The sequence below is a fragment of the Lutibacter sp. genome, from assembly GCF_016342705.1.
Lineage (GTDB): Bacteria > Bacteroidota > Bacteroidia > Flavobacteriales > Flavobacteriaceae > Lutibacter.
The window spans coordinates 63,478-89,568 of the sequence record NZ_JAEINV010000007.1 but is presented as its reverse complement, the minus strand read 5'-3'; the positions used below and the strand labels follow the sequence as shown (position 1 = coordinate 89,568).

Here is a 26,091-nt window from a genome sequence, read left to right as displayed (position 1 = left end):
CTTATACTTTTGATTTTTTTACTGTTTTTTCATCACTTATAATTACACCATCTTTTAAACGTACAATTCTATCAGTTTCTTCGGCAATATCTTCTTCGTGTGTAATTACAAAAACAGTCATTCCTTCCCTGTTAATTTCTTTTAACAATTCCATTACAGCATGTGATGTTGAAGAATCTAATGCTCCTGTAGGCTCATCAGCCAAAACAACTTTAGGCTTTGTAACCAATGCACGCGCAATAGCTACACGTTGTTTTTGACCTCCAGATAGTTCACTTGGCAAATGTGTTGCCCAATCTGCTAATCCAACTTTTTCTAAATATTGCATGGCAACTTCATTGCGTTCTTTTCTTCCCATTCCTGCATAATATAAAGGAAGTGCTACATTTTCTAATGCGTTTTTATAATTAATTAGATTAAACGATTGAAAAACAAATCCTAAAAATTTATTTCTAAGAATTGCTGCCTTTCGCTCATCTAAATTTTCAATTAATTGACCATTTAAATAGTAATTTCCAGAATCATGCACATCTAATAAACCAACAATATTTAATAATGTTGATTTTCCAGAACCAGAAGAACCCATAATTGCTACAAATTCGCCTTCTTTAATATGTAAATCTAATCCTTTTAATACGTGAAGAGAATCTTTTCCTATTGGATATGATTTATGTAGGTTTTCAATCTTGATCATTTGGTTGTTGTTTTTAACGAATTTAAAAATTGATATTTAGAGTAGTTACTAAATTTATGTTAAAACCATAAAATATTAATAATTTATGTAATTTTACTCTATGAACAATTATGAAGGAAAATCAATTATTTTTTTTGATGGTGTTTGTAATTTATGCAACTCCTCAGTTAACTTTATTATTAAACACGATAAAAAAAAGCATTTTTTATTTGCCTCACTACAATCAGACGCTGCAAAAGAAATTTTGTTACAGTATAACTCAAAAAAAATAATTTTTGATTCTATTATTTTAATTGAAGCTAATAAAATTTATGAAAAATCAACTGCTGCATTAAAAATTGCTAAACATTTAAATAACGGTTATTTTCTTTTGTATATATTTATAGTAATACCTGTCTTTATAAGAGATTATGTTTATAACTATATTGCTAAAAACAGATATAAATGGTACGGTAAAAAGGATAGCTGTATGATTCCTACGAAAGAATTAAAAGATCGTTTTATAGGTTCATAAAAACATTTACTTTTTTTTATGATACTCATCATCCCAATTCTTAATTTTTGGTTCATGAAGTTTTCCTAACCATTTAGCAACTAACATAGAAACGGTTGCATCTCCAGTAACATTTACAGTTGTTCTGCACATATCTAAAGGCCTGTCAATGGCAAAAATTAATGCCAAACCTGCTTCAGGTATTCCTGCCTGACCTAAAACAATTACTAACATCACCATTCCAGCACCTGGAACTGCGGCAGAACCAATACTCGCCAACGTTGCAGTTACTATAATTCCTAATTGAACCCCTAATGACAAATCCATTCCAAAAGCTTGCGCAATAAAAACTGCTGCAACCGCTTGGTATAAACTTGTTCCATCCATATTTATAGTTGCACCAATTGGTAATACAAAACTGCTCACCTCTTCATCTACTCCTAAATGTTCCGTAACTCTTTCCATGGTAACAGGCAATGTTGCGGCACTACTACTTGTTGAAAATGCTAATAATTGCGCTGGTGAAATTCCTTTAAAAAATGTTGATGGATTTTTTTTAGCAACCACCCAAACTAATAAATTATAAAATCCAATCATTAAAATTAATCCTAAAATAACTGTAAATGCATACCAAATTAATGCCTTAAATAAATCTATACTTGGTGATTCAACAACCAAAGCGGCTAATAATGCAAAAACTCCATAAGGAGCCGCTAACATTATTAAATCAATCATTTTAAGAATAACTTCATTAAAACCATCGAAGAATTTTTTTACAGGTTTCGCTTTTTTTTCTGGAATTAAAATTAAACCAATCCCAAAAAATATGGCGAAAAATATAATTTGTAACATGTTTTTATTTTCTGAGGCAGCTCCAAAAATATTTTCTGGTACAATATCAACCAATGCTTGCAAGGGTCCAGTTTCTTTTTGTTTAAAAGCTTCTTCGGAATATTTAGCAGCATCTCCACTGTAATTATCAACTAATTCTTGCCTAGTTTCTTCGGAAATTGAATTTCCCGGTTGAATAATATTCACCAACAAAAGTCCTATTGAAACAGCAATAACTGTAGTTGCTAAATACAAACCAATAGTTCTAGTCCCCATTTTTGATAGTTTAGAAATATCTTTTAAATCAGAAACACCTTTGATTAGTGAGGCTAAAATTAACGGAACTGCAATTAATTTTAATGAATTAATAAAAATAGTTCCAAAAGGTTTAATCCAATCTTGTACTATTTCTTTGCCTTGTTCAAATTGAGTCATTAATAATCCTATTAATACTCCTAAAGCCATTCCAATTAATATTTGCCAGTGTAATGCTATTTTTTTCATTTAATAGTTTAAAATTTATGGAAAGATAGAAAATACCTTGCTATTTTTTAACTTTTGAACAAAAAAAAGCACTGAGAGTGCTTTTTAAATATTATAATATAGTTTTTTTTAAAATTGATACCTTAAGGATAAAGATAAATCTAAATCAGCATCACTATAATTTCCAAGTAATCCAATTTCAGGTCTGAAATCTAATGAAATTAATAAAGGTATATCAAAATTATATTCAATTCCTATATTTCCGTCTGCATTTAAAAACATCCCATCATTTTTTGTTGAATTAATGTTGTTATTAGTCCAAGAACCAACACCCGCTCCAAAACCTGCATACCAGTTAAATCCTTGGTCAATATTCCACATCCACTGATAAATTCCAGTTAATTTAAAAGCATCATTTTCATTTGATCGACTTCTAAAACCTAAATCTACTTCCAATCTATTTATATTGGATAATTTTTTTTGATAAGAAATTTCTCCTCCAAAACCGGCATTATCACCAAAACGCAATCCAATAGCATTATCAGAGATTTCTTGTCCATTTATTAAATTGGAAAATGCTAGTAATAAAAGTAAAGAAAAAATTATTTTTTTCATAATATATCTTTTAAAGTTTAAAATAAATTAACAAAGATTAAGCCAAAACATAGAACGTTTAATTATTTTTTTTATTTTGCAGTGACTTCTTAAAAAATATGGTGTCATAAAACAAATTATTAACCTCATTTATAAAAGATAAAAAAATGGCAGGATTATTAGATCTATTGAATAGCGATTTAGGAAAAACATTAGTAAACAATGCAAGTTCACAACTTGGACAAGACAAAGCTAAAACGGCCTCAGCTTTATCTACGGCTTTACCTTTAATTTTAGGAGCAATGAAAAATAATGCTTCAACGCCACAAGGGGCGGAAGGATTATTGGGAGCTTTATCTGGAAAGCATGATGGAAGTTTATTAGATAATATAGGTGGAATGCTTGGAAATAGTGATGTTTTATCTGATGGTGCTGGTATTTTAGGACACGTATTTGGAGGCAAACAACAAAATGTTGCAAATGCAGTAAGTAAAAAAAGTGGAATGGACGCTAGTTCTGCCATGAATTTATTACAAATGGCAGCTCCTTTTGTTATGGCATATTTAGGAAAAGAAAAACGTTCTCAAAATGTAAATGATGGTAATGGAATTGGAGATTTACTTGGTGGCCTTTTAGGAGGTGGCGCTCAACAAGAACAAAGTTTGATTACAAAAATATTGGATGCTGATGGCGATGGAAGTGTAATTGATGATTTAATTGGGATGGCTACTGGCAGTAAAAAGAAAGGTGGCCTTGGAGGTTTATTAGGTGGTTTATTTGGAAAATAAAAACAACAAAACACATAAAAAAGGTCAGGAGAATCTCTTGACCTTTTTTTATTAAAAATTTTCTAATTAAAATATAAATGTATTTTTGCCTTGAAAATTAACTAAATGGAAAAATTAAAACAACGTTGGGGATTAACATCTAACTTTCAAATTTTATTAATAATACTTGTATTTTCAATAAATGGAACATTTGCTGCCTATATTGCAAAGCCATTAACTGAATTTATAGGTTTAGACTATGAAACAACAAACCCTTGGTTATTTTGGCCCGTTAGAATTCTATTAATTTTTATAATTTATCAAATTACACTTCCAATAGTTGGTTTTTTCTTTGGCCAATTTAAATTTTTCTGGAATTTTTTTACAAAAAAAATGTTGTTAAGAATGGGTTTTAAACGTTTTTTTGAAGAGGCTTAATGTCATTCTTATCTTTTTTTAAAATAAATTTATAAATCCACGTTAGTGTAAATGTTGGTAAAAAGTCTGTACCAAAAATACCAGCTTCTTCCACAAATGAAATTATACTACCTACTTTTCCTTCGGCACCTTTAAACATTTTATAAATTAACAAAGCTGAAATTGGCGCCCATAAAACATCAAAAGTTTCACCTATAAACGGGACAACAAATGATAGCATTCCTATGGCATCAAACAGGATACTTAATAAAAGTAATTTGTGTTTTTTTTGCATCTATTATTGTTTAATTCATAGAATACAATAAGGATGCCAAATTTTTAATCTTTTAATTTAGCTTTGTATTTTTTAATGAATTTCTCCAATTTCGGGTTGATTACGGCCATACAATAACCCTGAGTTTTATTGTTATTATAATAATTTTGATGATAATCTTCCGCTTTATAAAATGATGTAAATTGAGTTACCTCAGTCACTATTTTAGCATCAAATACCTTTGCTTTATTAAGTTCAATTATAAAATTTTCTGCTATGTTTTTTTGCCCTTCTGAATGATAAAATATTGCTGAACGATATTGCGTACCTACATCATATCCTTGTTTATTTAACGTTGTTGGATCGTGTGTGCTAAAAAACACATCTAATATTTCCTGAAACGAGATAACATTTGCATCAAATTTAATTTCAATAGCTTCAGCATGACCAGTTCTTCCGGTAATAACTTCTCTATATGCAGGATTTTTAATATTTCCTCCAGAAAATCCAGAAGTAACAGATTCCACGCCTTTTAATCTTTGAAAAATGGCTTCAGTACACCAAAAACAACCATTTGCTAATGTTGCAATTTCTATTTTTTTATTCATTTGATTTTTTTTAGTAATAGTGGATTGTGCTATAGATTCAGATAGTCCAAATCCAATAACAAATAGAACTAATATAATTTTCTTCATTTTAAATTATTTTAAGTTCAGTCGTAAAAAGTATTCAAAAATTACATGCCTTCTGGAATCAATTTTCTTGGAAATTGAATTAAACTTTCTGCACCATTTTTCCCAACACTTGCAACTCCAAATAAATAATTATCTATCACAATGTTTTTTAAGGTGTAATCAGAAATATTTCCAACAAATCTATTATACTGCCATTGTGGTGACTTTGTATCTCGCCAATAAATTTTATATCCAATAATATTTTCATCATCTGAAGCATCCCATTTTAAACGTGTTGAAGGTTCCACTGCTCCAGCAATCATTACATTTTCTGGCATTATCGGTGCTGCTGCTAAAGATGCTAATGTTAAACAATTAACGGCTGTTAATTTTGCAGCATATTCAAAATTTACACCTTCTAAAACATCGCCATATTTAATACCATTTTCTGTTCTTATGTCTTGATGTTGGCGATTGTAATTTTCATGCGTTTCCATAATTCTAACACCTGTAAAACCTGCATCATTAAAAGGTCTATGATGTCCTCCTCTACCAAACCTATCCAATCTATAAATCATAATTGCATCTAAATTGGTCATATATTCATCGGTTAGTTTATCAATATATCTGGCTAGCTGACGTGAAGGCCCGTCAATTTCACCTCCGTAAAAACGCATTGCACCCTTTTCTCTATCGGTAGTTTCCATAGAAATTGCTTCGCTAAAAACTCGAAAAGTACTATTATCAATAACTCCATCAATTCCTTCAATATTACCAATCATATCATTATTTAAAACTCCTAAAATATTCCAACCATTTTTTTTGGCATAATCTGCTAATATTTTCCCTCCATATAAACCTTGTTCTTCACCAGAAAGACCAACATAAATAATAGAAACTGGAAATTTATATTTACTTAATACTCTTGCAGCTTCAATAGTTCCAGCTAAACCACTAGCGTTATCATTTGCTCCTGGCGCATCTGAAGTAAAATTATTGGCATCAGAAACACGAGAATCAATATCACCAGACATTATTATATAGTTGTTTGGATATTTTGTGCCTTTTTGAATGGCTAATACATTTACTACTCTCGTATCTTTAATTATTCTTCTTCCATCCGCCATTACTAAATCGCCTAAATAACTAATTTCTAAACAATTATTGCAATTTTTAGAAACTTCTTCAAAGGCATATTTTAACCATCTTCTAGCTGCACCAATTCCTTTTGTTTTTGAAATTGTATCTGACAACGTATGCCTTGTTCCAAAATTCACTAAGGTTTTTATATCCTTTTCTATTCTGTTTGCTGAAGTTGCTGTTGAAATTTGAGTAAGCATTAAATTTACTTCAGATTGCGCAAATAGTGCAACACTAAAAAAACCTAAAAAGAGACCAATAATTGTTATTTTCTTCATTTTATTTATTTTAAATATGTTCAATTGTATTTACTACCATTTCTAACATTTCTTCTGTAAAATCTATATGTGTTACCATTCTTAATTTTCCTTGACCCATAGAAATTAGTGAAATTCCTGCTTTATTTAACCGTTCAATAAAATCGTATTCATTAATTTCATCAATTACATTAAATATTACAATATTGGTTTCAATTGGTTCAACATTTTTTATTAATTCGCAATTTTGAAGAGCAACACCAATAATTTTTGCTCTGGTATGATCTATTGCCAACCTTTCTACATGGTTATCTAAAGCATAAATTCCTGCTGCTGCCAAATAACCCGCTTGTCTCATTCCTCCACCAAATAATTTACGGATTCTAAGTGCTTTCTCCATATGTGCTTTTGTGCCAATTAATACAGAACCAACCGGAGCGCCTAAACCTTTTGATAAACAAATTGAAATAGTATCAAACGCTTCCCCATATTGCTTAGGCGTTTCTTGTTTAGCCACCAAAGCATTAAATAAACGTGCCCCATCTAAATGAAATGCTAAGGAATTATCCTCACAAACTTTTTTAACCTTTAAAATTTCTTCAAAATCCCAACAAGCACCACCTCCTTTATTCGTTGTATTTTCTAAAGCAACCAATCGTGAAAAAGGTGAGTGAATATCTGATCTACTTCCTGAAATAATATCACTTAATTGTTTGGCTTTAAACATCCCTCTTTCACCATCAATTAAACACGATGTAACACCTGAATTAAATGCTGGTCCTCCGCCTTCAAAATTATAAACATGCGCCCATTTATCACAAAACATTCTATCACCAGGTTGTGTATGTAATTTTATGGCTACCTGATTTGCCATAGTTCCCGATGGAAAAAACAGCGCATCCTCCATACCAAACATTTTAGCCATTTTTGTTTGAAGTTTATTTACAGTAGGATCTGTTTTAAAAACATCATCACCTACATTTGCGCTCATCATAGCGGCAAGCATTCCTTTAGTTGGTTTAGTGACAGTGTCACTTATTAAATTTATTTGCATAGAATTAAAAATGAAAAGTTATTTTTGTATTTATTAATACATGAAATGATAACAAACGAACATATAAATAAATTACAAGAACGCCTCAGCAATTTAAAAACTTACCTTGATATTGACAAGAAAAAAGTTGAAATTTCTAATGAGGAAGAAAAAACTGCCAATCCTAATTTTTGGAACAATCCGAGAGACGCTGAAATTGTAATGAAAAAACTTCGCCTTGAAAAAAAATGGGTGGAAGATTTTGAAAATGCAAGCACCAATTTTGAGGACGTAACTGTTTTATATGAATTTTATTTAGAAGATGAAGTTTCTGAAAAAGAAGTTGAAAACAAATACAATTTAACAATAAATTTAATTGAGAATTTAGAGTTTAAAAATATGCTTTCTGAAGAAGGTGATAGTTTAAGCGCTGTATTACAAATAACTGCAGGTGCTGGAGGAACAGAAAGTTGCGATTGGGCGCAAATGTTAATGCGCATGTATTTAATGTATAGTCAAAATCAAGGTTTTAAAGTAAAAGAATTAAACTTTCAAGAAGGTGATGTTGCCGGAATAAAAACTGTAACCTTAGAAATAGAAGGAGAATTTGCTTTTGGATATTTAAAAGGTGAAAATGGTGTGCATCGTTTGGTGAGAATTTCGCCTTTTGATAGCAATGCAAAAAGACATACTTCCTTTGCATCCGTATATGTGTATCCGTTGGTTGATGACAGTATTGATATAGTGCTTAATCCAGCTGATTATGAAATAATTACCTCAAGAAGTAGCGGTGCTGGTGGACAAAATGTAAATAAAGTTGAAACAAAAGTTCAGCTAACGCATAAACCTACCGGAATTCAAATTTCTTGTTCAGAAACACGTTCGCAGCACGAAAACAGAGATAGAGCCTTACAAATGTTAAAATCTCAATTATACGAAATTGAATTAAAAAAACAGCATGAAGCTCGCGAAGACATAGAAGCTGGAAAAATGAGAATTGAATTTGGCTCGCAAATTAGAAATTATGTGATGCATCCTTATAAATTAGTAAAAGATGTACGTACAGGTTTTGAAACTGGAAATGTTGATGCGGTTATGGATGGTGGACTTGATGGCTTTATAAAAGCGTATTTAATGCAAAACGGACAAAAAGAATCTTCTCCTAATGAATTATAATTACTATGAAAAGGAAAATAAATACTATAATTTTTGATTTAGGAGGCGTTTTGGTTGATTGGAAACCTGAATATGTATACAGAAAAGCTTTTAATGGAGATGAAGAAAAAGTACAGTGGTTTTTAAAAAATGTTTGTACTCCTGATTGGAATATGGAACAAGATGCAGGAAGAACTATTGCTGAAGGCGAAAAAATTAAAATTGCTGAATTTCCTGAATATGAAAATCTAATAAAATTATTTTATAAAGATTGGACACAAATGCTATCAGGACCAATTAAAGAAAACGTAGAACTCTTTAAAAAATTAAAATCTTCAGGGAATTATAAAGTTTATGCACTTACGAATTGGAGCGCTGAAAAATGGAATAAAGCAATAGAATTATTTCCTTTTTTTGAAGATTTTGATGGCGTAGTTGTTTCTGGAATAGAAAAAACAAGAAAACCATATCCTTTAATTTATAACATTTTATTAAATCGTTTTAATGTAAATCCTGAAGAAGCAATATTTATTGATGATAATTTTGAAAATTGTGAGGCTGCAAAAAAGTTAAAAATAAATAGCATTCATTACCAAACAAACAAGGATTTATTAAATAAGTTACAATTACTTCAAATTAATATTTAACAATATTTTTACTTTATCAACAATAAACAGTATTTTTTAACACATAAAGCGTTGTTTATTAACAATATTTTGTATTTTTATCGCGAATAAAGATTAATTTATCATTATTTTAATGATACCAAAAATTGTTGTGAATTAAATAACTTGTAAATTATGAGAAAAGTAATTTTACTGCTTATCTTAATAACTCCTATATTTCTTTTTAGTCAAAAGAGCATATCACCAATTTATACTATTTCAGGTAAAGTTTTAGATGCTGAAACAAAAAAACCTCTTGAATATGCCACCATCATTTTTAAAGATAGTGATTCTATACAAATAAAATGTGGAGCAATTACTAATTCAAAAGGGAATTTTACCATTGATGTAAAAGAAGGAAATTATTATGCTACAGTTGAATTTCTATCCTATAAATCTAAACAACTGAATATTTCAACCATTTCAAGAGACCTTAATGTTGGTGTTATATTTTTAGAATTGGATACAGAGTTTTTAAATGAAATTGAAGTGATTTCAGAAAAAAAAGCTATCGATTTTAAATCAAATAAGATGGTATTTAATGTTGATAGAGATTTATCTGCTGCTGGAAGTACCGCTACTCAAATATTAAACAACATTCCTTCTGTAAACGTAGATTCTGATGGTGCTGTTACTTTAAGAGGCCAAAGTGATGTAACTGTTATGATTAACGGACGAACTTCAAGTATGACAAAAGCAGAAGCTTTAAAAGCACTACCTGCAGGTTCTATTGAAAAAGTTGAAGTGCTTACAAACCCAGGTGCAAAATATAAAGCAACTGCTACAGGGATTATTAATATTATTCTAAAAAAAGGAAAAGATGAAGGACTAAATGCTTCAATAACTGTTTCTGGAGGATTTAAAGATTATTATGGAGGTTTATTAACGTTAAATCACAAATCTAAATACGTGAATTTTTTCACCAATACTTCTTACTATAGCAGCAACCCAATTTTAACTTCAACATCAAAAAATGAATATTTTAATAATGGAGTTACCAGTGCTTTTTTAAATGAAAAAAGTGAGTTTAGTAGTAAAAATAAAGGATTTGTTACAACTATTGGCGCCGATTATTATTTAACAAAAAAAACAACACTTACTACAACTTTAAATTATTCAAATTTAAATAAAAACAGTTTTAGCATAACAGATTCAGAATTTTTAAACGCTAACCAACAAGTAACCGCCAGTAATAAGAGAAATTATACTAGTGAGTTCCCAAATGAAATTATGGAATTTATTGTTAATTTTGAGCATGATTTTAAAAAAGAAGGTAGGGAATTAACCGCTAGTTTTAGTTTTATGAAAGATACTGAAACAGAAAACAATGCCATAAACAATTCAAACTCCAATTTTACTGATGAAATTTATGAACAAAAAAATGCGCTTGAAAATACAATCTTTGATATTAGCTATATAAATCCAATTGGAGACTCTTTTTTATACACTATTGGTTATGAAGGTGAGTTTGGTAAAATTCCTTTTATCTACAAAGGAACAGCTATACATAATGATTTAGATTATTCTGAAAATATACATAGTACTTTTATTGATTTTGAATACGAAGCCAATAAATTTTATTTTACGGCAGGTTTACGTGGTGAATTTCAAGAATCATCTATTGATTATTTGAGTTTAAATGTTATCCAACATAAAAACCAAAACAACTTATTTCCTTCTGGTTCTATTGATTATACCATTAACGATGCCAACAGTATTGGTGTAAGTTATAGAACAGGAATTCAAAGAATTGCACCAGAAGTTTTACAACCATATGAAGAAAAAATTAGTGAAACATCTTCCTATATTGGAAACGAAAAGATTAATCCTGTTGATATATATATGGCAAGTTTTTATTACAACTTTTCAGGTGAAAAAATAAGTGTTTCACCCAACCTATTTTTTAATCGATATAAAAGTTGGTGGGAAAATGTAACCTATGAAACCGGTGAACAAATAAACGGCATCAACAAATTAATTACAAAACCATATAATGTAGGTAAAGTTGATTATTACGGTTTAAATTTAACTGCAACTTATAAAGTTAATAATTACCTTAATTTTAATGGAAATATTTTATTGGTAAACTTTGACCAATCAGGTATTTTTGAAACTGTAAATGACGCTAACCAAACTATTACTAAAAACTACAATCATAAAAATTTAATTGGTGCTGTTGGTTTACTTACACAAGTTAAAATTCCAAATATTTTTGATTTTCAAATTAATGCCAAGCATCAATTAGCATCTAATGCATTATATTTTAATAGGAAAGCTTACACTTACGCAAGTGCAGCTATAAATAAAGATATATTTAATAAAGATGCCTCCATTAGCTTAAGTGTTGATGATTTATTTAAATCTAAAACTACAAATAGAGATAGGTTTGATACCAATTATTTTTCAAATAGTATCATTGAAAACAAATACAGCACTATTATTTTATCGTTTACCTACAGATTTAACCAAACTAAAAAAGATAGAAAAATAGACTTTGATAAAAAAGAGACAAAACCTAATTACTAAATTTTTATTTTAGCTGTACCTTTGCAAAAAAATAACTCCATGAAAATTTATCACAATCCACGTTGTAGTAAAAGCCGAGAAGGTTTGGCTATTTTAGAAGCTTCAAAAATAAAATTTGAAACAATTCAATATTTACAAAATCCTATTACGGAGCAAGAGCTAACAGAAATTATTAAATTATTAGGTATTAAACCTATAGATTTAGTTCGAAAAAATGAAGCAATTTGGAAAGCAAACTTCAAAGGAAAAACACTTTCTGATACTGAAATTATAAATGCAATGGCTGAAAATCCAAAATTAATAGAAAGACCTATCGTTATAAATAACGGAAAAGCAGTAATTGGGCGTCCGCCTGAAATTATAAAAACTTTACTTTAAAATTTTAGTTTTTTTTTAACAATAATAAATAACAAAAATCATCAAGCATTCTTGATGATTTTTGTTATTTATTCACATATCTAATTTAATATCAACCTATTAAAAATTTTAATTTATAACATATTTACTTAAAAAGCTGTTTGATATCATTAACACTCGTTAACATATAAGTACTAACACATAAAGTATATTTGTACCATAAACTATAACTTAAAAATCAATGAAAAAATTCATCCTTTTAACTTTTTGCTTTATTTCCTTTATTGGTATTGCCCAAAATTCTGGAAATAAAAGTCCTCAAGCTAAAAATACAGCAATTCAACAATATTCAGTTTCGGGAATAGTTTTAGATGCTGAGACAAAACAAGAATTAGAATACGCAACTATTATTTTAACTCCTTTAAATGGTAAAGCAATTACAGGTGGAATAACAGACCAAAATGGAAAATTTGAAATCCAAGTTTCTAAAGGCTCTTATGATATTTCTATTGAATTTATTTCTTTTAAAACCAAAACTTTTAAAAATAGAGAAATAAAACAAGATTTAAATTTAGGAACTATTTTATTAGAAATAAATGCAGAATCTTTAAATGAAGTTGAAATAATTGCCGAAAAAAGTACTGTTGAAATTAGATTGGACAAAAAAATATACAACGTAGGTAAAGATATGACCGTAAAAGGTGGAACTGCATCTGATGTTTTAGATAATGTTCCATCAGTTTCTGTAGATGTAGAAGGAAACGTAAGTTTACGTGGAAATGAAAACGTACGGATTTTAATCAACGGAAAACCATCTGGTTTAGTTGGTTTAAGTGGTACAGACGCGTTGCGCCAACTTCCCGCAGATGCTATAGAAAAAGTAGAAGTAATTACTAGTCCATCGGCACGTTATGATGCTGAAGGAACTGCTGGAATTTTAAATATTATTTTACGTAAAGGAAAAGCGCAAGGTTTTAACAGCTCCTTTACTGCAACTGCTGGAAATCCTGATTATTTTGGAGCTTCTGCAAACTTAAATTACAGAACAAACAAAGTTAATTATTTTACAAATTTCGGTTATAACTATAATAATTCACCTGGGAAATCTAACACCGATGTAACCTATAAAAACCCTATAGATGATGCCCCAAAATATGTAAATGAAAATACTAAATATAACAGAAATAACAACCGTTTTAATTCTCAATTCGGTTTGGAATATTATATTAATGACAAAACTTCATTAACTGGAACTGTTTTATATAGAACTTCAGATGGAGATGATTCATCAACAAATACAAGAAAAGAGTATAATATATTAAACAATTTATTGGTTGAAAATTATAGATTGGAAGATGATACTGAAAAAGATAAAACATTAGAATACACCTTAAACTTAACCAAAGACTTTAAAAAAGATGGTCATAAATTAACATTCGATTTTAGATATGGTAAAAGTAATGAAGACAATAAAAGTAACATTTATGAAGAAGATAATTTTGGAATTGTTGATGAAAACACTTTAGAAAGAAGTTTTACAAACGAAGAATCTGAAGATGTTTTGGTTAAAGCAGATTATGTTCTTCCAATAAATGAAAATACACAATTTGAATTTGGTGTGAATGCTGATTTAAACAACCAGGTAACCGATTATTTATTAGAAGAATATGAAAATAATGTATACACTAATAATCTAGACTTTTCAAACACATTAGATTTTCAACAGAATGTATTCGCTGCTTACTCACAATACGGGCAAAAAATTAATAAATTTTCTTATTTATTAGGTTTAAGATTAGAAAATACGGATAGGACAATAAAACTAATTCAAACAAATGACAGTTTTACTGAAAATTTCACCGAATTATTTCCAACCGTTAATTTGGGCTTAGAATTTAGTGATTCTGAAAATATAACGTTAGGCTATAGTAGAAGATTAAGTAGGCCGCGTAGTTTTTACCTAAATCCTTTTGAAACAAGAACTAGTAAAACATATATTAGAAAAGGAAATATTTATTTAGACCCAACATATACAAACTCTTTTGATTTTGGGTATTTAAAAAAATGGAATAAAATTACCTTAAACTCATCTGTATATTATCAGCACACAATAAACAACATTGAGTGGGTAGAAACCGAAAGTTTAAGAGATGTTGATAATGAGCAAACTTTAGTAATTATTAGAACACCTATTAATTTAAGTTCTCAAGATAGATATGGCTTTGAATTTACTACAAATTACAATCCATTAAAATGGTGGAAACTAACCAATAGTTTTAACTTTTTTAAATCAGCTACCGAAGGAACTTACAACGCTATAAGTTATAATAAAGATGATATTAGCTGGTTTACTAGATTAGAATCTAGAATTACCTTACCTGGAAAAATAGATTGGCAAACAAGCGGAATGTATATGGGACCATCAGAAGGAGCATTTTCAAAAAGAGAAGGAATAGTTTCTGTAAACTTAGCGTTTAGTAAAGATATTTTAAATGAAAAAGGAACGCTTTCATTAAACGTAAGCGACCTCCTTAATTCAAGAAAAAGAAATTCAAGTAGTTATACAGATAATACCATTAGTAAAAGTGAATTTCAATGGAGATCTAGACAAATTTTGTTGAACTTTACCTATAGATTCAATCAAAATAAAAAGAGAGAAAGATCAAAAGGATTTGAAGGTGGTGGAGAAGAAGAAATGTTTAAAGCATAAAATAAAAAAGGGACAATTAAATTGTCCCTTTTTTTATATATAATTTCAAAATTATTTTTTTGCTGTTGCTTTCGCTTTATCTTCTTTTCTAAATTTCCAAGCTTCTCTAAAATAACCCACTAACCAATAAGGAATCACAAATGTTAATAAAAAAATCATTAACCAAAATCCCATGGTGAAAATTGCTAAAAATACTAAGAATCCTGAAAACTGAGATAAATCCATAATTTGTATAAGGTTTTTTTAATTTTTAACAAAATTAGTATTTATTTTTAATTAATCATAACTACTTTTTATTTTTTTATGATATTTCTCATATCATATTTCAATAAAAAAACGCAACTACCCTTCTTGTTCAATTTTTACTTCTATTTAAAAAAATAATTTCCTTAAAATAGGTAAACTAAAACTACGATCATTGGGTTTGTATAACTAAATAAATTGAATGAAAGAAAATTAACTATTCATTTGTAAAAACTCTCATTGAAAATTTTATTCTTTATCATAATCCCTTTTTAAACAAAAAAAGACACCAAAAAAATATGGTGTCTTTAATTAATATATTTTGATTTCTATTTACTATTTAAATTCTGCGAAAAAATCATTCCCTTTATCATCAACTAATAAAAATGCTGGAAAATCTTCAATTCTAATCTTACGAACCGCTTCCATTCCTAATTCTGGGAAATCAACTACTTCAACAGATTTTATACTGTTTTTCGCTAAAATTGCCGCTGGCCCTCCAATTGAGCCAAGATAAAAACCTCCATTTGCCTTACAAGCATCAGTTACTTGTTGAGATCGGTTTCCTTTCGCAACCATTACCATACTACCTCCAGCTTTTTGGAATTCATTTACGTAAGGATCCATTCGCCCTGCTGTTGTAGGTCCAAAACTTCCAGAAGCCATTCCTTTTGGTGTTTTTGCAGGTCCTGCATAATACACTGGATGATCTTTAAAGTACTGAGGCATTTCTTCACCATTCGCTAACATTTCACTAATTCTTGCGTGTGCCATATCTCGAGCAACAATTAATGTTCCTCTTAAACTGAAACGTGTTTTTATAGGATATTTTGAAAGCTCGGCACGTATTTTATCCATTGGTTGATCTAAATCTAACTCAACTGCATCCTTTAAGTGTGGCGCTTCTTTTGGTAAAAATTGTGACGGATTTTTTTCTAATTGTTCTAAGAAAATTCCTTCTTCTGTGATTTTACCTTTTACATTACGGTCGGCACTGCAACTAACACCCATTCCTACTGGACAAGATGCAGCGTGACGAGGTAAACGAATAACACGAACATCATGTACAAAATATTTTCCGCCAAATTGCGCTCCTACTCCACTTTCTTGACAAATTTTTGTGATTTTTTCTTCCCATACAAGATCACGAAAAGCCTGACCGCCATCGTTTCCTTCAGTTGGTAAATGATCTAAATAACCAGCTGACGCCTTTTTTACAGTTGCTAAATTTGCTTCAGCTGAAGTTCCACCAATTACAAATGCTAAATGGTACGGAGGACAAGCAGAAGTTCCTAAATCCATAATATGCTTCTTCACAAAATTGGTTAGATTTTCTTCCGTTAACAAAGACTTGGTCATTTGATACAAGTATGTTTTGTTTGCTGATCCACCACCTTTTGTGATAAATAAAAATTCGTATGTATTTCCTGTTGCGCTATAAATATCAATTTGAGCAGGAAGGTTATTTCCTGAGTTTTTCTCTTCTAACATCGTTAACGGAACAATTTGCGAAAAACGAAGATTATCCGTTTGGAAAGTATTGTACACTCCTTTTGAAATGTACTCAGCATCTTCAACACCAGTATAAACATCTTCCCCTTTTTTACCCACACAAATTGCGGTACCAGTATCTTGGCAAGTTGGTAATTCTCCTTCAGCTGTTACCATTTGGTTTAATAACATGGTATATGCAACAAAACGATCGTTATCTGTAGCTTCTGGATCTTTTAAAATAGTTTCTAACTTTTTTAAGTGAGTTGCACGTAAATAGAAAGACACATCGTGATAGGCTTCTTGTGATAGTAACTCAAGTCCTTCAGGTGCAACTTTTAAAATTTTTCTTCCATCAAAATCAACTACAGATACGTGATCTTTAGTTAACAAACGATATTTTGTTGTATCCTTTTTTATAGGAAATGGCTTTTGGTATTTAAATTCAGACATTTTATATAATTTTATTGTAATTCAATTTTTAACTCCTACAAATATACAATGGATGTAGAAAATAGTTGATAGAAATGAGATTTATTTATCCTCTTTAATTTCAAAATTGAATGAATGCAATAATTTTAAAAAGTAATTTTTGATTGATTCTATTCCAAATAAAAAAATTATATAATTAATGCTTATATTTAAATAAAAACTCAAAACACCTCTATTAAAATGTTAAATACAATCTTATGAAATACAGAATTGAAAAAGACACCATGGGGGAAGTTAAAGTTCCTGGTGCTAACTATTGGGGAGCTCAAACAGAAAGATCTAAAAACAACTTTAGAATTGGCCCTTCTGGATCCATGCCTTTGGAAATTGTTTACGGTTTTGCCTACCTTAAAAAAGCAGCAGCACACGCAAATTGTGATTTAGGCGTACTTTCTTCAAAAAAAAGAGATTTAATTTCAGATGTTTGTGATGAAATTTTAGCAGGAAAATTAGATGATCAATTCCCATTGGTAATTTGGCAAACAGGTTCTGGCACTCAAAGTAATATGAATGTGAATGAAGTTATTGCAAACAGAGCACAGGAAATTTCAGGGAATGTGATTGGTGAAGGCGAACAGGTAATTCAAGCAAATGATGATGTGAACAAATCACAATCTAGTAATGATACTTTTCCTACTGGAATGCATATTGCATGTTATAAAATGATTGCAGAAATAACAATTCCTGGTGTTGAAAAATTAAGAGATACTTTACTGTCCAAATCCATAGAATTTGCAGCTGTTGTTAAAATTGGTAGAACACACCTTATGGATGCAACTCCTTTAACATTAGGACAAGAATTCTCTGGTTATGTTTCTCAATTAAATCATGGTATAAAAGCGTTAAAAAATACGTTACCTCATTTAGCTGAGTTAGCTTTAGGAGGAACAGCCGTTGGTACAGGATTAAATACTCCAAAAGGATATGACGTTTTAGTTGCTCAAAAAATTGCTGAATTTACTGGACTTCCTTTTATTTCTGCAGAAAATAAATTTGAAGCATTAGCATCACATGATGCTATTGTTGAAAGCCATGGCGCATTAAAACAATTAGCAGTTTCTTTAAATAAAATCGCCAACGATATTAGAATGATGGCTTCTGGCCCACGTTCAGGAATTGGTGAATTAATAATTCCAGCTAACGAGCCAGGAAGTTCAATTATGCCAGGAAAAGTAAATCCTACTCAGTCTGAAGCATTAACAATGGTTTGTGCACAAGTTATTGGTAACGATGTTACCATTACTTTTGGAGGATCTCAAGGTCATTATGAATTAAATGTTTTTAAACCTGTTATGGCGGTTAACTTTTTACAATCGGCTCGTTTAATTGGAGATGCCTGTGCTAGTTTTAATGAAAACTGTGCCATTGGCATTGAACCAAATCATTCTCGTATTTCTGAATTAGTAAATAATTCTTTAATGTTAGTTACTGCTTTAAACCCAAAAATTGGGTATTACAAAGCTGCAGAAATTGCAACTACTGCACATAAAAATGGAACAACATTAAAGGAAGAAGCCGTTCGTTTAGGGTATTTAACTCCAGAACAATATGATGAATGGGTAAAACCTGAAGATATGATTGGTTCTTTGAAATAAGAATTATTATATTGATAAAATAAAAAAGCGCTGAATTTCTTCAACGCTTTTTTTTATATAAAATCTTTGTAATTAATTTAATAATTGAAAAGATTGTTTTGCAATTTCTAACTCTTCATTGGTTGGAATTACAACAATTTTTACTTTTGATTTTTCTGAATGAATTTCAGTTAATTTTCTTGCTTTAACGTTGTTTTTTTCTTCATCAATTTCAATTCCAAAAAATTCCATTTCCTCACAAATCAATTTTCTAAGTACTATAGAATTTTCACCAACTCCAGCAGTAAATATAATAGCATCTAACCCATTTAAAACGGCTACATACTTACCTATGTATTGTTTAATTCTATAAGCACTCATATCTAAAGCTAACTTACAGTCTTCATTTCCTTGCGCTGCAAGTTTTTCAATGTCTCTTAAATCGCTGTGACCGGTTAAACCTGTCATACCGCTATCTCTAAGTAATATATTGTTCACTTCATCAATGCTATAATCTAAATTATTCACTAAATGAAATATAATTGCTTGATCTACATCTCCACTTCTACTTCCCATAATTAAGCCTTCATTTGGACCAAAACCTAATGAAGTATCAACACTTTTTCCATCTTTTACAGCTGTCATACTGCATCCATTTCCTAAATGAATTGTGATTATTTTTGAGCTTTTTGCACCTAAATGTTCAATTGCCTTTTCAGTTACAAATTTGTGACTTGTACCATGAAAACCATATCTACGAATTTTATTTACGTTTAGGAATTTATTAGGAATTGCATATTTATATGCTTTTGTTGGCATAGTTTGATGAAAAGCAGTATCAAAAACAGCTATTTGTGTTGCCGAAGGAAACATGGTTTCTGCTACTATAATTCCTTCATAATTTGCTGGGTTATGTAAAGGAGCTAATGGAAATAATTCTTTTATTATATCCTTTACTTTTTCATCAATAACTACTGTATTAGAAAAAGCAGCACCACCATGCACTACTCTATGTCCAACAGCTATTATTTCAGAAGTAGATTTTATGACACCTACTTCTTCATCTAATAAAAATTTCACTACTTTTCCTAAACCAATTTCATGATTTGGAATTTCACAAATTTTATCAATAGAATGATTATTTGATTTGTAGTGAATTTCTGGATTTGCCAATCCAATTCTTTCTACTAATCCTGAACAAATTACTTCTTCTTGAGGCATTTTAAATAGTTGATATTTAATGGAAGAACTACCTGAATTAATTATTAAAATTTTCATTATAAACCTTGTGCTTGTATTGCAGTTAATATTACTGTATTAAAAATATCGTCAATTGTACAACCTCTACTTAAATCGTTCACTGGTTTGTTTAAACCTTGTAACATTGGGCCAATTGCTAATGCTCCTGTTTCTCTTTGCACAGCTTTATAGGTGTTGTTTCCTGTATTTAAATCAGGGAAAATTAACACATTTGCTTGCCCTGCAACTTCTGAGTTTGGCATTTTACTTTTACCAACTGCAGGATCTACCGCAGCATCATATTGAATTGGTCCTTCAATTTTTAAATCTGGTCGTTTTTCTTTTACTATTTCAGTAGCTCTTCTTACAATATCTACATCTTCACCTTTACCTGAAGCTCCTGAAGAGTATGAAAGCATTGCTATTTTTGGTTCAATTCCAAAGTTAATACTTGATTCTGCTGAAGAAATTGCAATTTCAGCTAACTGTTCTGCAGTAGGATTTGGATTAATTGCACAATCTCCAAAAACAGATACTCTATCATCTAAACACATAAAGAAAACCGATGAAACAACTGAAACACCTGGTTTGGTTTTTACAAATTGTAGTGCTGGTTTAATTGTATGTTGAGTAGTATGTGCTGCTCCAGAAACCATTCCGTCTGCCAAGCCTTTATATACCATCATTGTTCCAAAATAAGAAACATCACTCAATAAATCTTCTGCAATTTCTTTTGTAACTCCTTTGTTTTTTCTTAGTTCAAATAAAGTATTTACAAAATCATTATAATATTCAGAATCTAGCGGATTAATAATTGAAACTTTCTCAAAATCCATTTTCAACCCTAATCTAAGTACAGTTTCTTCAATTTTATTTTTATCACCTAAAATAGTTAAATCAACAATATCCATTTGAATTAAACGAACTGCAGCAGCAATAATTCTATCATCATTTCCCTCAGGTAATACTATATGTTTTCTTGCTGTTTTTGCTCTTTTCAACAAATTATATTGAAACATTTTAGGAGTAATCCCATTATTTTTAAATGTTACAAATTTTTCTGTTAATTTCTCAGCATCACAATATTTATCGAAAATATTTAACGATGTAATTATTTTCTCTTTATTTTCCGCATACATATGAGAGCGAACGGCGCCTATTTTATTTGCAACATCAAAAGTTCCACCATTTACAGTTAATATTGGAACAATTTGTTGTAATCCTTCTATTAGTTTAACTATTGGTTCTTCTGGTAAAATTCCACCAGTTAGCACAATTCCTGAAATAGACGGATAATTGCTAGATATATTTGCTTGCAACGCTCCTAAAATAATATCGGCTCTATCGCCAGGTGTTATAATTAAACAATCTTGTTCTAAATGCGTTAAATAATTTCTTAACTGCATTGCTCCAACTTTAAACGTTGTAGTTTGATTATTTATAAACTCTTTTCCAAACAATACTTTTGCATCAATGGCTTTTGCAATTTCTTTAATTGTTGGGTTTTGTAATGACGGAATTAATGGAATTACATTTACAGAAACATCCTTAGGTAAATTTTTCTCAACACCTTCTCTTACAATTTCAATATTTTTTTCCTGAACTTTATTGGCAATTACTGCCAAAACTTTCACTTCTTTTTCTCTAAAAGAATCATAGGCCAAGTGTAAACCATTTATAAATTCATCCAATGTTTTTCCAACTCCACTTGAAACTATTATTGCAGGAATACCTAAATTTTTAGCCACCAAAATATTTGCATCTAATTCAATAGCAGTTCCTTCACCAGAAAAATCACTTCCTTCAACCAATACAAAATCATTCTTTTCCTCTATTGCTTTGTATTTTTCAATAATGGTGTCAAATATTTCACTTTCTTTTCCTTGGTTTCTCTTACTTATAAATTCAGCACGTGTAAAAGCAAAAGCTTCACTTGGATTCATATCTAACTCAAAATGAGATATTATTGTATTAATATGATTATCCTTTTTACCTCCTTTATGACCATCAATTATTGGCCTAAAATACCCAACTTTTGCAGTTTTCCCTAACAGCATTCTCATGAGTCCTAAAGCAACAATTGACTTACCACTATTGGCCTCACTTGTTGCTATATATATAGCTTTATTCATTCTAATAATTTTTTGCAAAGATACTCCATATGAACTGGTTTACCACTTTATTTTAAATTAATTTTTGTGACATTTGTCACGTTTTCAAAAAAAATCTTCATTAAATACTCTATAAAATAATAGTATATTTGAATTAAATTTTAGTTCAAAATATGAAAAATGCATTTATTAATATAAAAGAGTTAATTCAAATTGAAGATTCACCAAAAAAATACGTCTCAGGAAAAGAAATGAATAATCTTCCAACGATAAAGAACGCTTTTTTAATTATTGAAAATGATATTATTTCTGATTTTGGTTTCATGGAAAGTTTTCCTAATAATATTTATTTTGATAAAATTTTTGATGTTACAGATAAATTAATTTTGCCAACTTGGTGTGACAGTCATACACATATTGTTTATGCAGGTAACAGATCTCAAGAATTTGTAGATAGAATTAATGGACTTACCTATGAACAAATTGCAAATAAGGGTGGTGGTATTTTAAATTCTGCAAAACTTTTACAAAAAACTAGTGAAGAAGATTTATACTCACAATCTGCCCTGCGTTTGGAAGAAATAATGCATTTGGGAACTGGTGCTGTTGAAATAAAATCTGGCTATGGCTTAACAAAAGAAGCTGAATTAAAAATGCTAAACGTTATAAAAAAATTAAAGGAAAATTATCCTATAGCAATAAAAGCTACCTTTTTAGGAGCTCACGCTTTGCCAAATGAATATAAAAATAGAAAAAGTGATTATTTAAAAGATGTAATAGATACTATTTTACCACAAGTTGCGAAAGAAAATTTAGCCGAATTTATTGATATATTTTGTGAAACAGGTTACTTTTCTGTTGAAGATACAAATCAATTATTAGAAGCGGGAAAAGTTTATGGGTTACAACCAAAAATTCATGTAAATCAATTTAATGCAATTGGAGGAGTCCAAGCTGGCGTTAAATACAACGCACTTTCTGTAGATCATTTAGAGGAAATGAGAGAAGAAGATATTGAATGTCTGAAAAATACCATTACAATGCCGGTTGCATTGCCTTCTTGCTCCTATTTTTTAAGTATTCCATATACTCCGGCAAGAAAAATGATAGATGCAGGATTACCTTTAGCTCTTGCAACTGATTATAATCCAGGTTCTACGCCATCTGGAAATATGAATTTTGTTGTTTCAACTGCATGTGTTAAAATGAAAATGACTCCTGAAGAAGCTATAAATGCAGCCACTATAAACGGCGCCTACGCTATGGGTTTAGAAAAAACTCACGGAAGTATTTGTAGAGGTAAAAAAGCTAATTTTATAGTTACTAAAAAAATACCTAGCTATAATTTTATTCCATATTCATTTGGAAATCACCAAATTGAAAAAGTTTTTATTGAAGGTATTGAAATTTAACTCTTATTTTTTCTTGAAAATTTTACTGAAAAAAGAATTTTTATCATTTTCATGATATCCATTCGAGTAATTGCCATAACCACCATATCCGTAGCCATATCCGTAACCATATCCATATTTTGTTTTAATTTTAAAATCATTTAAAACAATGCTGATATTTGATATTTCTTCTTTTTTGTATTTTTCATTAATCATACGTAACATTCCCTTTTGAGAATATCCTTGTCTCACCACATAAATTGTAGAATCTGCATATTTAAGCAATTCAATGGCATCACTCACTAAACCAATTGGTGGTGTATCTAATATTATATAATCGTAATGCTCTTTTAAATAACTGATTAATTCTTCAGTTGCTGAGCTTATTAATAATTCTGAAGGGTTTGGAGGTATAGGCCCAGATGTAATAACATCTAAATTTGGAATAGTTGTACGCTGAATAATTCCTTCAATATTTTCTTCTTCAATTAAATAATTAACAACTCCTTTATCATTTGTTAAATCAAAATCTCCAAATATTTTTGGTTTCCTTAAATCCAATCCAACTAATATGGTTTTCTTTCCTCCCAAAGCAAAAACCGTAGCCATATTAATAGAAATAAATGTTTTTCCTTCACCACTTACTGATGAGGTAACAATCACAGTTTTAGAGGTGTCTCTTGATTTTCTAACAAATAAAAATTGAATATTTGATCTTAATGCTCTAAATGATTCCGCAACAGTAGATTTTGGTTTTAAAAATACAGCTAAATTATTTTTTGCAGTATTTTTCCCTACAATACCTAAAATTGGAATAGGCGAAACACGTTCAATATCTTCTGCTGTATGAATTCTACTATCCAGGATTTCTTTAGCTATTATTACAAATAATGGTAAAATAATTCCCAATAATAACGCTATCATATAATTAAATGACACACGCGGTAAAATAAATCCTTGCCCGGTATCTTTTGCTGAATCTAACATTGTAATATCTGAAACACTTGCTGCAATAGCAATATCTGCTTCATATCTTTTTTGCATTAAAAACACAAAGTTAGATTCTGTTAAACTGTATTTTCTTTGAAAATTTAATAATTTTTGTTCTTTATTTGGTAACTTATTTAACTCATAAGTATAAGAATTCAGCCTTTTTAAACTATTGTTTAAACTAATTTTTGTGGCATCTTTAAGTGATGATATATTTTCCAACAAAACATTTCTAGCGGTTTCAATTTGCTGATTTGCTAATATTAATGAAGGGTGATTTGCCGTTACTTCTTTAGAAAGTTTTTCATTTTTTATTGATAAGTCCGTTAAATTTCCAACCATTTCAGAAATTGAACCATCTTCAATATTTATAATAGCTGGAGCAGGAATTTTTGAATAGTTTGTGTGCGTTTTTATATAATTTTCTAAATTATTAAAATAAACAATTCTATCTGAAAGTCGCTCTTGCATTTTATCTAACCCAGTAGTTTGCGAGAAAATTTCTCCACCTTCAGCCGATAAATTATAAATTGAATTTTTTTGTTTAAACTCTTCAATATTAGTTTCAATTAATTTTAAACTATCAGATGTGTTTTTAAACTGCGCGTCAATAAATTCTTTGGTACTTCTAGCATAATTTGTTTTTTGCTCCAATTCAACCCTTGCTAAAACTTCAACAGTTTTGTTTAAATAATCAACCAGTCTATTTTTATTTGTTCCCGTTAATGAAAGTTCAATTAATGAAGTTCCTGCCAAACCTTTTGCTCGTACATTTTGGTATTTGCCCGTAACTTGGTTTATTGTATTTAATTGAATGTAATAGGTTTTTCCTTTAAAATCATTAGTAATAGATTCTATACTAATTTGACCTTTTAAAAAGGGTAAATTTATATATTCATCCGCAGAAAATGTTTGAGAAAAATTTGAAGTCTCTGATTTAAATTTTTTAGTAGATTGATCTTTATAATTAATTAATTTATATGTTTTTCCACTTTCAAAAACTACTGATAAATTAACCGTTTTTTCATCTATAAAATCAATTTTTATAGGCGTATTTAACAGCTGAAATTGATTTGGTTGTAATATAATTTTAAAAGGAGTCATTCCATAAACATCCTCTTGTCTAAATCGCCCTTCTTTTAAATAATCTATATAAAATTCTAATTCCTCAACAACACTTTCATTATGAGATCTTGAAGTTAACGCTTTCCTTATAGATTCTACTTTATCACTTACTCCTCCCCAATTGAAAGCTATATTTGTTCCTGATGAAAATAATGGATTACTTTTTTCTTTAACTTCAATAGTGTTTGTTAATCCATAAATTTTTTCAGCAGAAATATTAAAATAATACGCAATTGCAAGTGCTACCGGAATTGTAACTAAAAACCATTTCCAATTAGATAAAATTCTGAATAAATAATCTTTAATATCTGAAATATGATCTCCTTGGTTTTCAACAAATTTGAATTTATTATTCATTGCAACTA

At 29.6% G+C, this 26,091-nt stretch carries 22 protein-coding genes; 10 read left to right on the top strand and 12 right to left on the bottom strand.

Annotated features, from left to right (window positions below):
- Position 1: 1 nt before the first annotated feature.
- Positions 2-694 carry an ABC transporter ATP-binding protein gene (locus JEY78_RS08390; RefSeq protein WP_291849483.1) on the bottom strand — a complete coding sequence of 231 codons (693 nt, stop codon included), beginning with the start codon at positions 692-694 and terminating at the stop codon, positions 2-4.
- A gap of 100 nt (positions 695-794) precedes the next feature.
- Between JEY78_RS08390 and JEY78_RS08385 the strand changes: the two genes are divergently transcribed.
- On the top strand, positions 795-1,208 hold the full coding sequence (locus JEY78_RS08385) for a thiol-disulfide oxidoreductase DCC family protein (RefSeq protein WP_291849480.1): 414 nt from the start codon (positions 795-797) through the stop codon (positions 1,206-1,208).
- Between the two features lie 6 nt (positions 1,209-1,214).
- On the opposite strand, the gene JEY78_RS08380 is transcribed toward JEY78_RS08385, so the two are convergent.
- Both JEY78_RS08380 and JEY78_RS08375 read right to left on the bottom strand, forming a co-directional pair.
- Entirely contained in the window at positions 1,215-2,522 is a 1,308-nt protein-coding gene (locus tag JEY78_RS08380) for a dicarboxylate/amino acid:cation symporter (RefSeq protein ID WP_291849477.1), read from the bottom strand.
- A 108-nt stretch (positions 2,523-2,630) separates the two neighbouring features.
- Positions 2,631-3,116, bottom strand: a complete 486-nt coding sequence (locus tag JEY78_RS08375; RefSeq protein ID WP_291849474.1) for a hypothetical protein — start codon at positions 3,114-3,116, stop codon at positions 2,631-2,633.
- Between the two features lie 146 nt (positions 3,117-3,262).
- Here JEY78_RS08375 and JEY78_RS08370 point away from each other — a divergent pair, with 146 nt between their 5' ends.
- Together JEY78_RS08370 and JEY78_RS08365 are read left to right on the top strand one after the other, a co-directional pair.
- On the top strand, positions 3,263-3,883 hold the full coding sequence (locus JEY78_RS08370; protein WP_291849471.1) for a DUF937 domain-containing protein: 621 nt from the start codon (positions 3,263-3,265) through the stop codon (positions 3,881-3,883).
- A 105-nt stretch (positions 3,884-3,988) separates the two neighbouring features.
- Positions 3,989-4,300 carry a DUF6787 family protein gene (locus JEY78_RS08365; RefSeq protein WP_291849468.1) on the top strand — a complete coding sequence of 104 codons (312 nt, stop codon included), beginning with the start codon at positions 3,989-3,991 and terminating at the stop codon, positions 4,298-4,300.
- Here JEY78_RS08365 and JEY78_RS08360 read toward each other — a convergent pair.
- The 4 genes from JEY78_RS08360 to JEY78_RS08345 form a co-directional block, all read right to left on the bottom strand.
- Positions 4,275-4,574, bottom strand: a complete 300-nt coding sequence (locus tag JEY78_RS08360) for a hypothetical protein (protein WP_291849463.1) — start codon at positions 4,572-4,574, stop codon at positions 4,275-4,277. The two genes, JEY78_RS08365 and JEY78_RS08360, sit on opposite strands and share 26 nt — an antisense overlap.
- A gap of 44 nt (positions 4,575-4,618) precedes the next feature.
- Complete coding sequence (gene msrA, locus JEY78_RS08355) at positions 4,619-5,161, bottom strand: peptide-methionine (S)-S-oxide reductase MsrA (protein WP_291849805.1); 543 nt, start codon at positions 5,159-5,161, stop codon at positions 4,619-4,621.
- Between the two features lie 128 nt (positions 5,162-5,289).
- Positions 5,290-6,645 carry a M28 family metallopeptidase gene (locus JEY78_RS08350; protein WP_291849460.1) on the bottom strand — a complete coding sequence of 452 codons (1,356 nt, stop codon included), beginning with the start codon at positions 6,643-6,645 and terminating at the stop codon, positions 5,290-5,292.
- Between the two features lie 10 nt (positions 6,646-6,655).
- Positions 6,656-7,678 (bottom strand): low specificity L-threonine aldolase, encoded by a 1,023-nt coding sequence (locus JEY78_RS08345; RefSeq protein ID WP_291849457.1) that lies wholly within the window; start codon positions 7,676-7,678, stop codon positions 6,656-6,658.
- A gap of 45 nt (positions 7,679-7,723) precedes the next feature.
- Here JEY78_RS08345 and prfB point away from each other — a divergent pair, with 45 nt between their 5' ends.
- From prfB to JEY78_RS08320, 5 genes are all read left to right on the top strand, one after another.
- Entirely contained in the window at positions 7,724-8,833 is a 1,110-nt protein-coding gene (gene prfB / locus JEY78_RS08340; RefSeq protein ID WP_291849454.1) for a peptide chain release factor 2, read from the top strand.
- 5 nt (positions 8,834-8,838) lie between these two features.
- On the top strand, positions 8,839-9,459 hold the full coding sequence (locus JEY78_RS08335) for an HAD family phosphatase (RefSeq protein ID WP_291849450.1): 621 nt from the start codon (positions 8,839-8,841) through the stop codon (positions 9,457-9,459).
- A gap of 153 nt (positions 9,460-9,612) precedes the next feature.
- Positions 9,613-12,003 (top strand): outer membrane beta-barrel protein, encoded by a 2,391-nt coding sequence (locus JEY78_RS08330; RefSeq protein ID WP_291849448.1) that lies wholly within the window; start codon positions 9,613-9,615, stop codon positions 12,001-12,003.
- 39 nt (positions 12,004-12,042) lie between these two features.
- Positions 12,043-12,381 carry an arsenate reductase (glutaredoxin) gene (arsC, locus tag JEY78_RS08325; protein ID WP_291849445.1) on the top strand — a complete coding sequence of 113 codons (339 nt, stop codon included), beginning with the start codon at positions 12,043-12,045 and terminating at the stop codon, positions 12,379-12,381.
- A 220-nt stretch (positions 12,382-12,601) separates the two neighbouring features.
- Positions 12,602-15,070, top strand: a complete 2,469-nt coding sequence (locus JEY78_RS08320) for a TonB-dependent receptor (protein WP_291849443.1) — start codon at positions 12,602-12,604, stop codon at positions 15,068-15,070.
- 51 nt (positions 15,071-15,121) lie between these two features.
- Here the strand turns inward: JEY78_RS08320 and JEY78_RS08315 are convergent, their stop codons facing one another.
- A complete protein-coding gene (locus tag JEY78_RS08315) occupies positions 15,122-15,295 on the bottom strand; it encodes a hypothetical protein (RefSeq protein WP_291849440.1) in 174 nt (57 codons plus the stop codon).
- A 354-nt stretch (positions 15,296-15,649) separates the two neighbouring features.
- Positions 15,650-17,257, bottom strand: coding sequence for a fumarate hydratase (locus tag JEY78_RS08310; RefSeq protein WP_291849437.1), 1,608 nt, complete (start codon positions 17,255-17,257; stop codon positions 15,650-15,652).
- Positions 17,258-17,493: 236 nt separating this feature from the next.
- Here JEY78_RS08310 and fumC point away from each other — a divergent pair, with 236 nt between their 5' ends.
- Complete coding sequence (fumC, locus tag JEY78_RS08305; RefSeq protein WP_291849434.1) at positions 17,494-18,891, top strand: class II fumarate hydratase; 1,398 nt, start codon at positions 17,494-17,496, stop codon at positions 18,889-18,891.
- A gap of 72 nt (positions 18,892-18,963) precedes the next feature.
- Here the strand turns inward: fumC and JEY78_RS08300 are convergent, their stop codons facing one another.
- Complete coding sequence (locus tag JEY78_RS08300) at positions 18,964-20,148, bottom strand: acetate/propionate family kinase (RefSeq protein ID WP_291849431.1); 1,185 nt, start codon at positions 20,146-20,148, stop codon at positions 18,964-18,966.
- A complete protein-coding gene (pta, locus tag JEY78_RS08295; RefSeq protein ID WP_291849428.1) occupies positions 20,148-22,241 on the bottom strand; it encodes a phosphate acetyltransferase in 2,094 nt (697 codons plus the stop codon). The genes JEY78_RS08300 and pta overlap by 1 nt, the downstream gene beginning before the upstream one ends.
- A gap of 152 nt (positions 22,242-22,393) precedes the next feature.
- On the opposite strand from pta, the gene hutI reads away from it, so the two are divergent.
- Entirely contained in the window at positions 22,394-23,632 is a 1,239-nt protein-coding gene (gene hutI / locus JEY78_RS08290; RefSeq protein ID WP_291849425.1) for an imidazolonepropionase, read from the top strand.
- A 3-nt stretch (positions 23,633-23,635) separates the two neighbouring features.
- Here hutI and JEY78_RS08285 read toward each other — a convergent pair whose 3' ends face one another.
- A complete protein-coding gene (locus JEY78_RS08285; protein ID WP_291849421.1) occupies positions 23,636-26,083 on the bottom strand; it encodes a tyrosine-protein kinase family protein in 2,448 nt (815 codons plus the stop codon).
- Positions 26,084-26,091 lie beyond the last annotated feature (8 nt).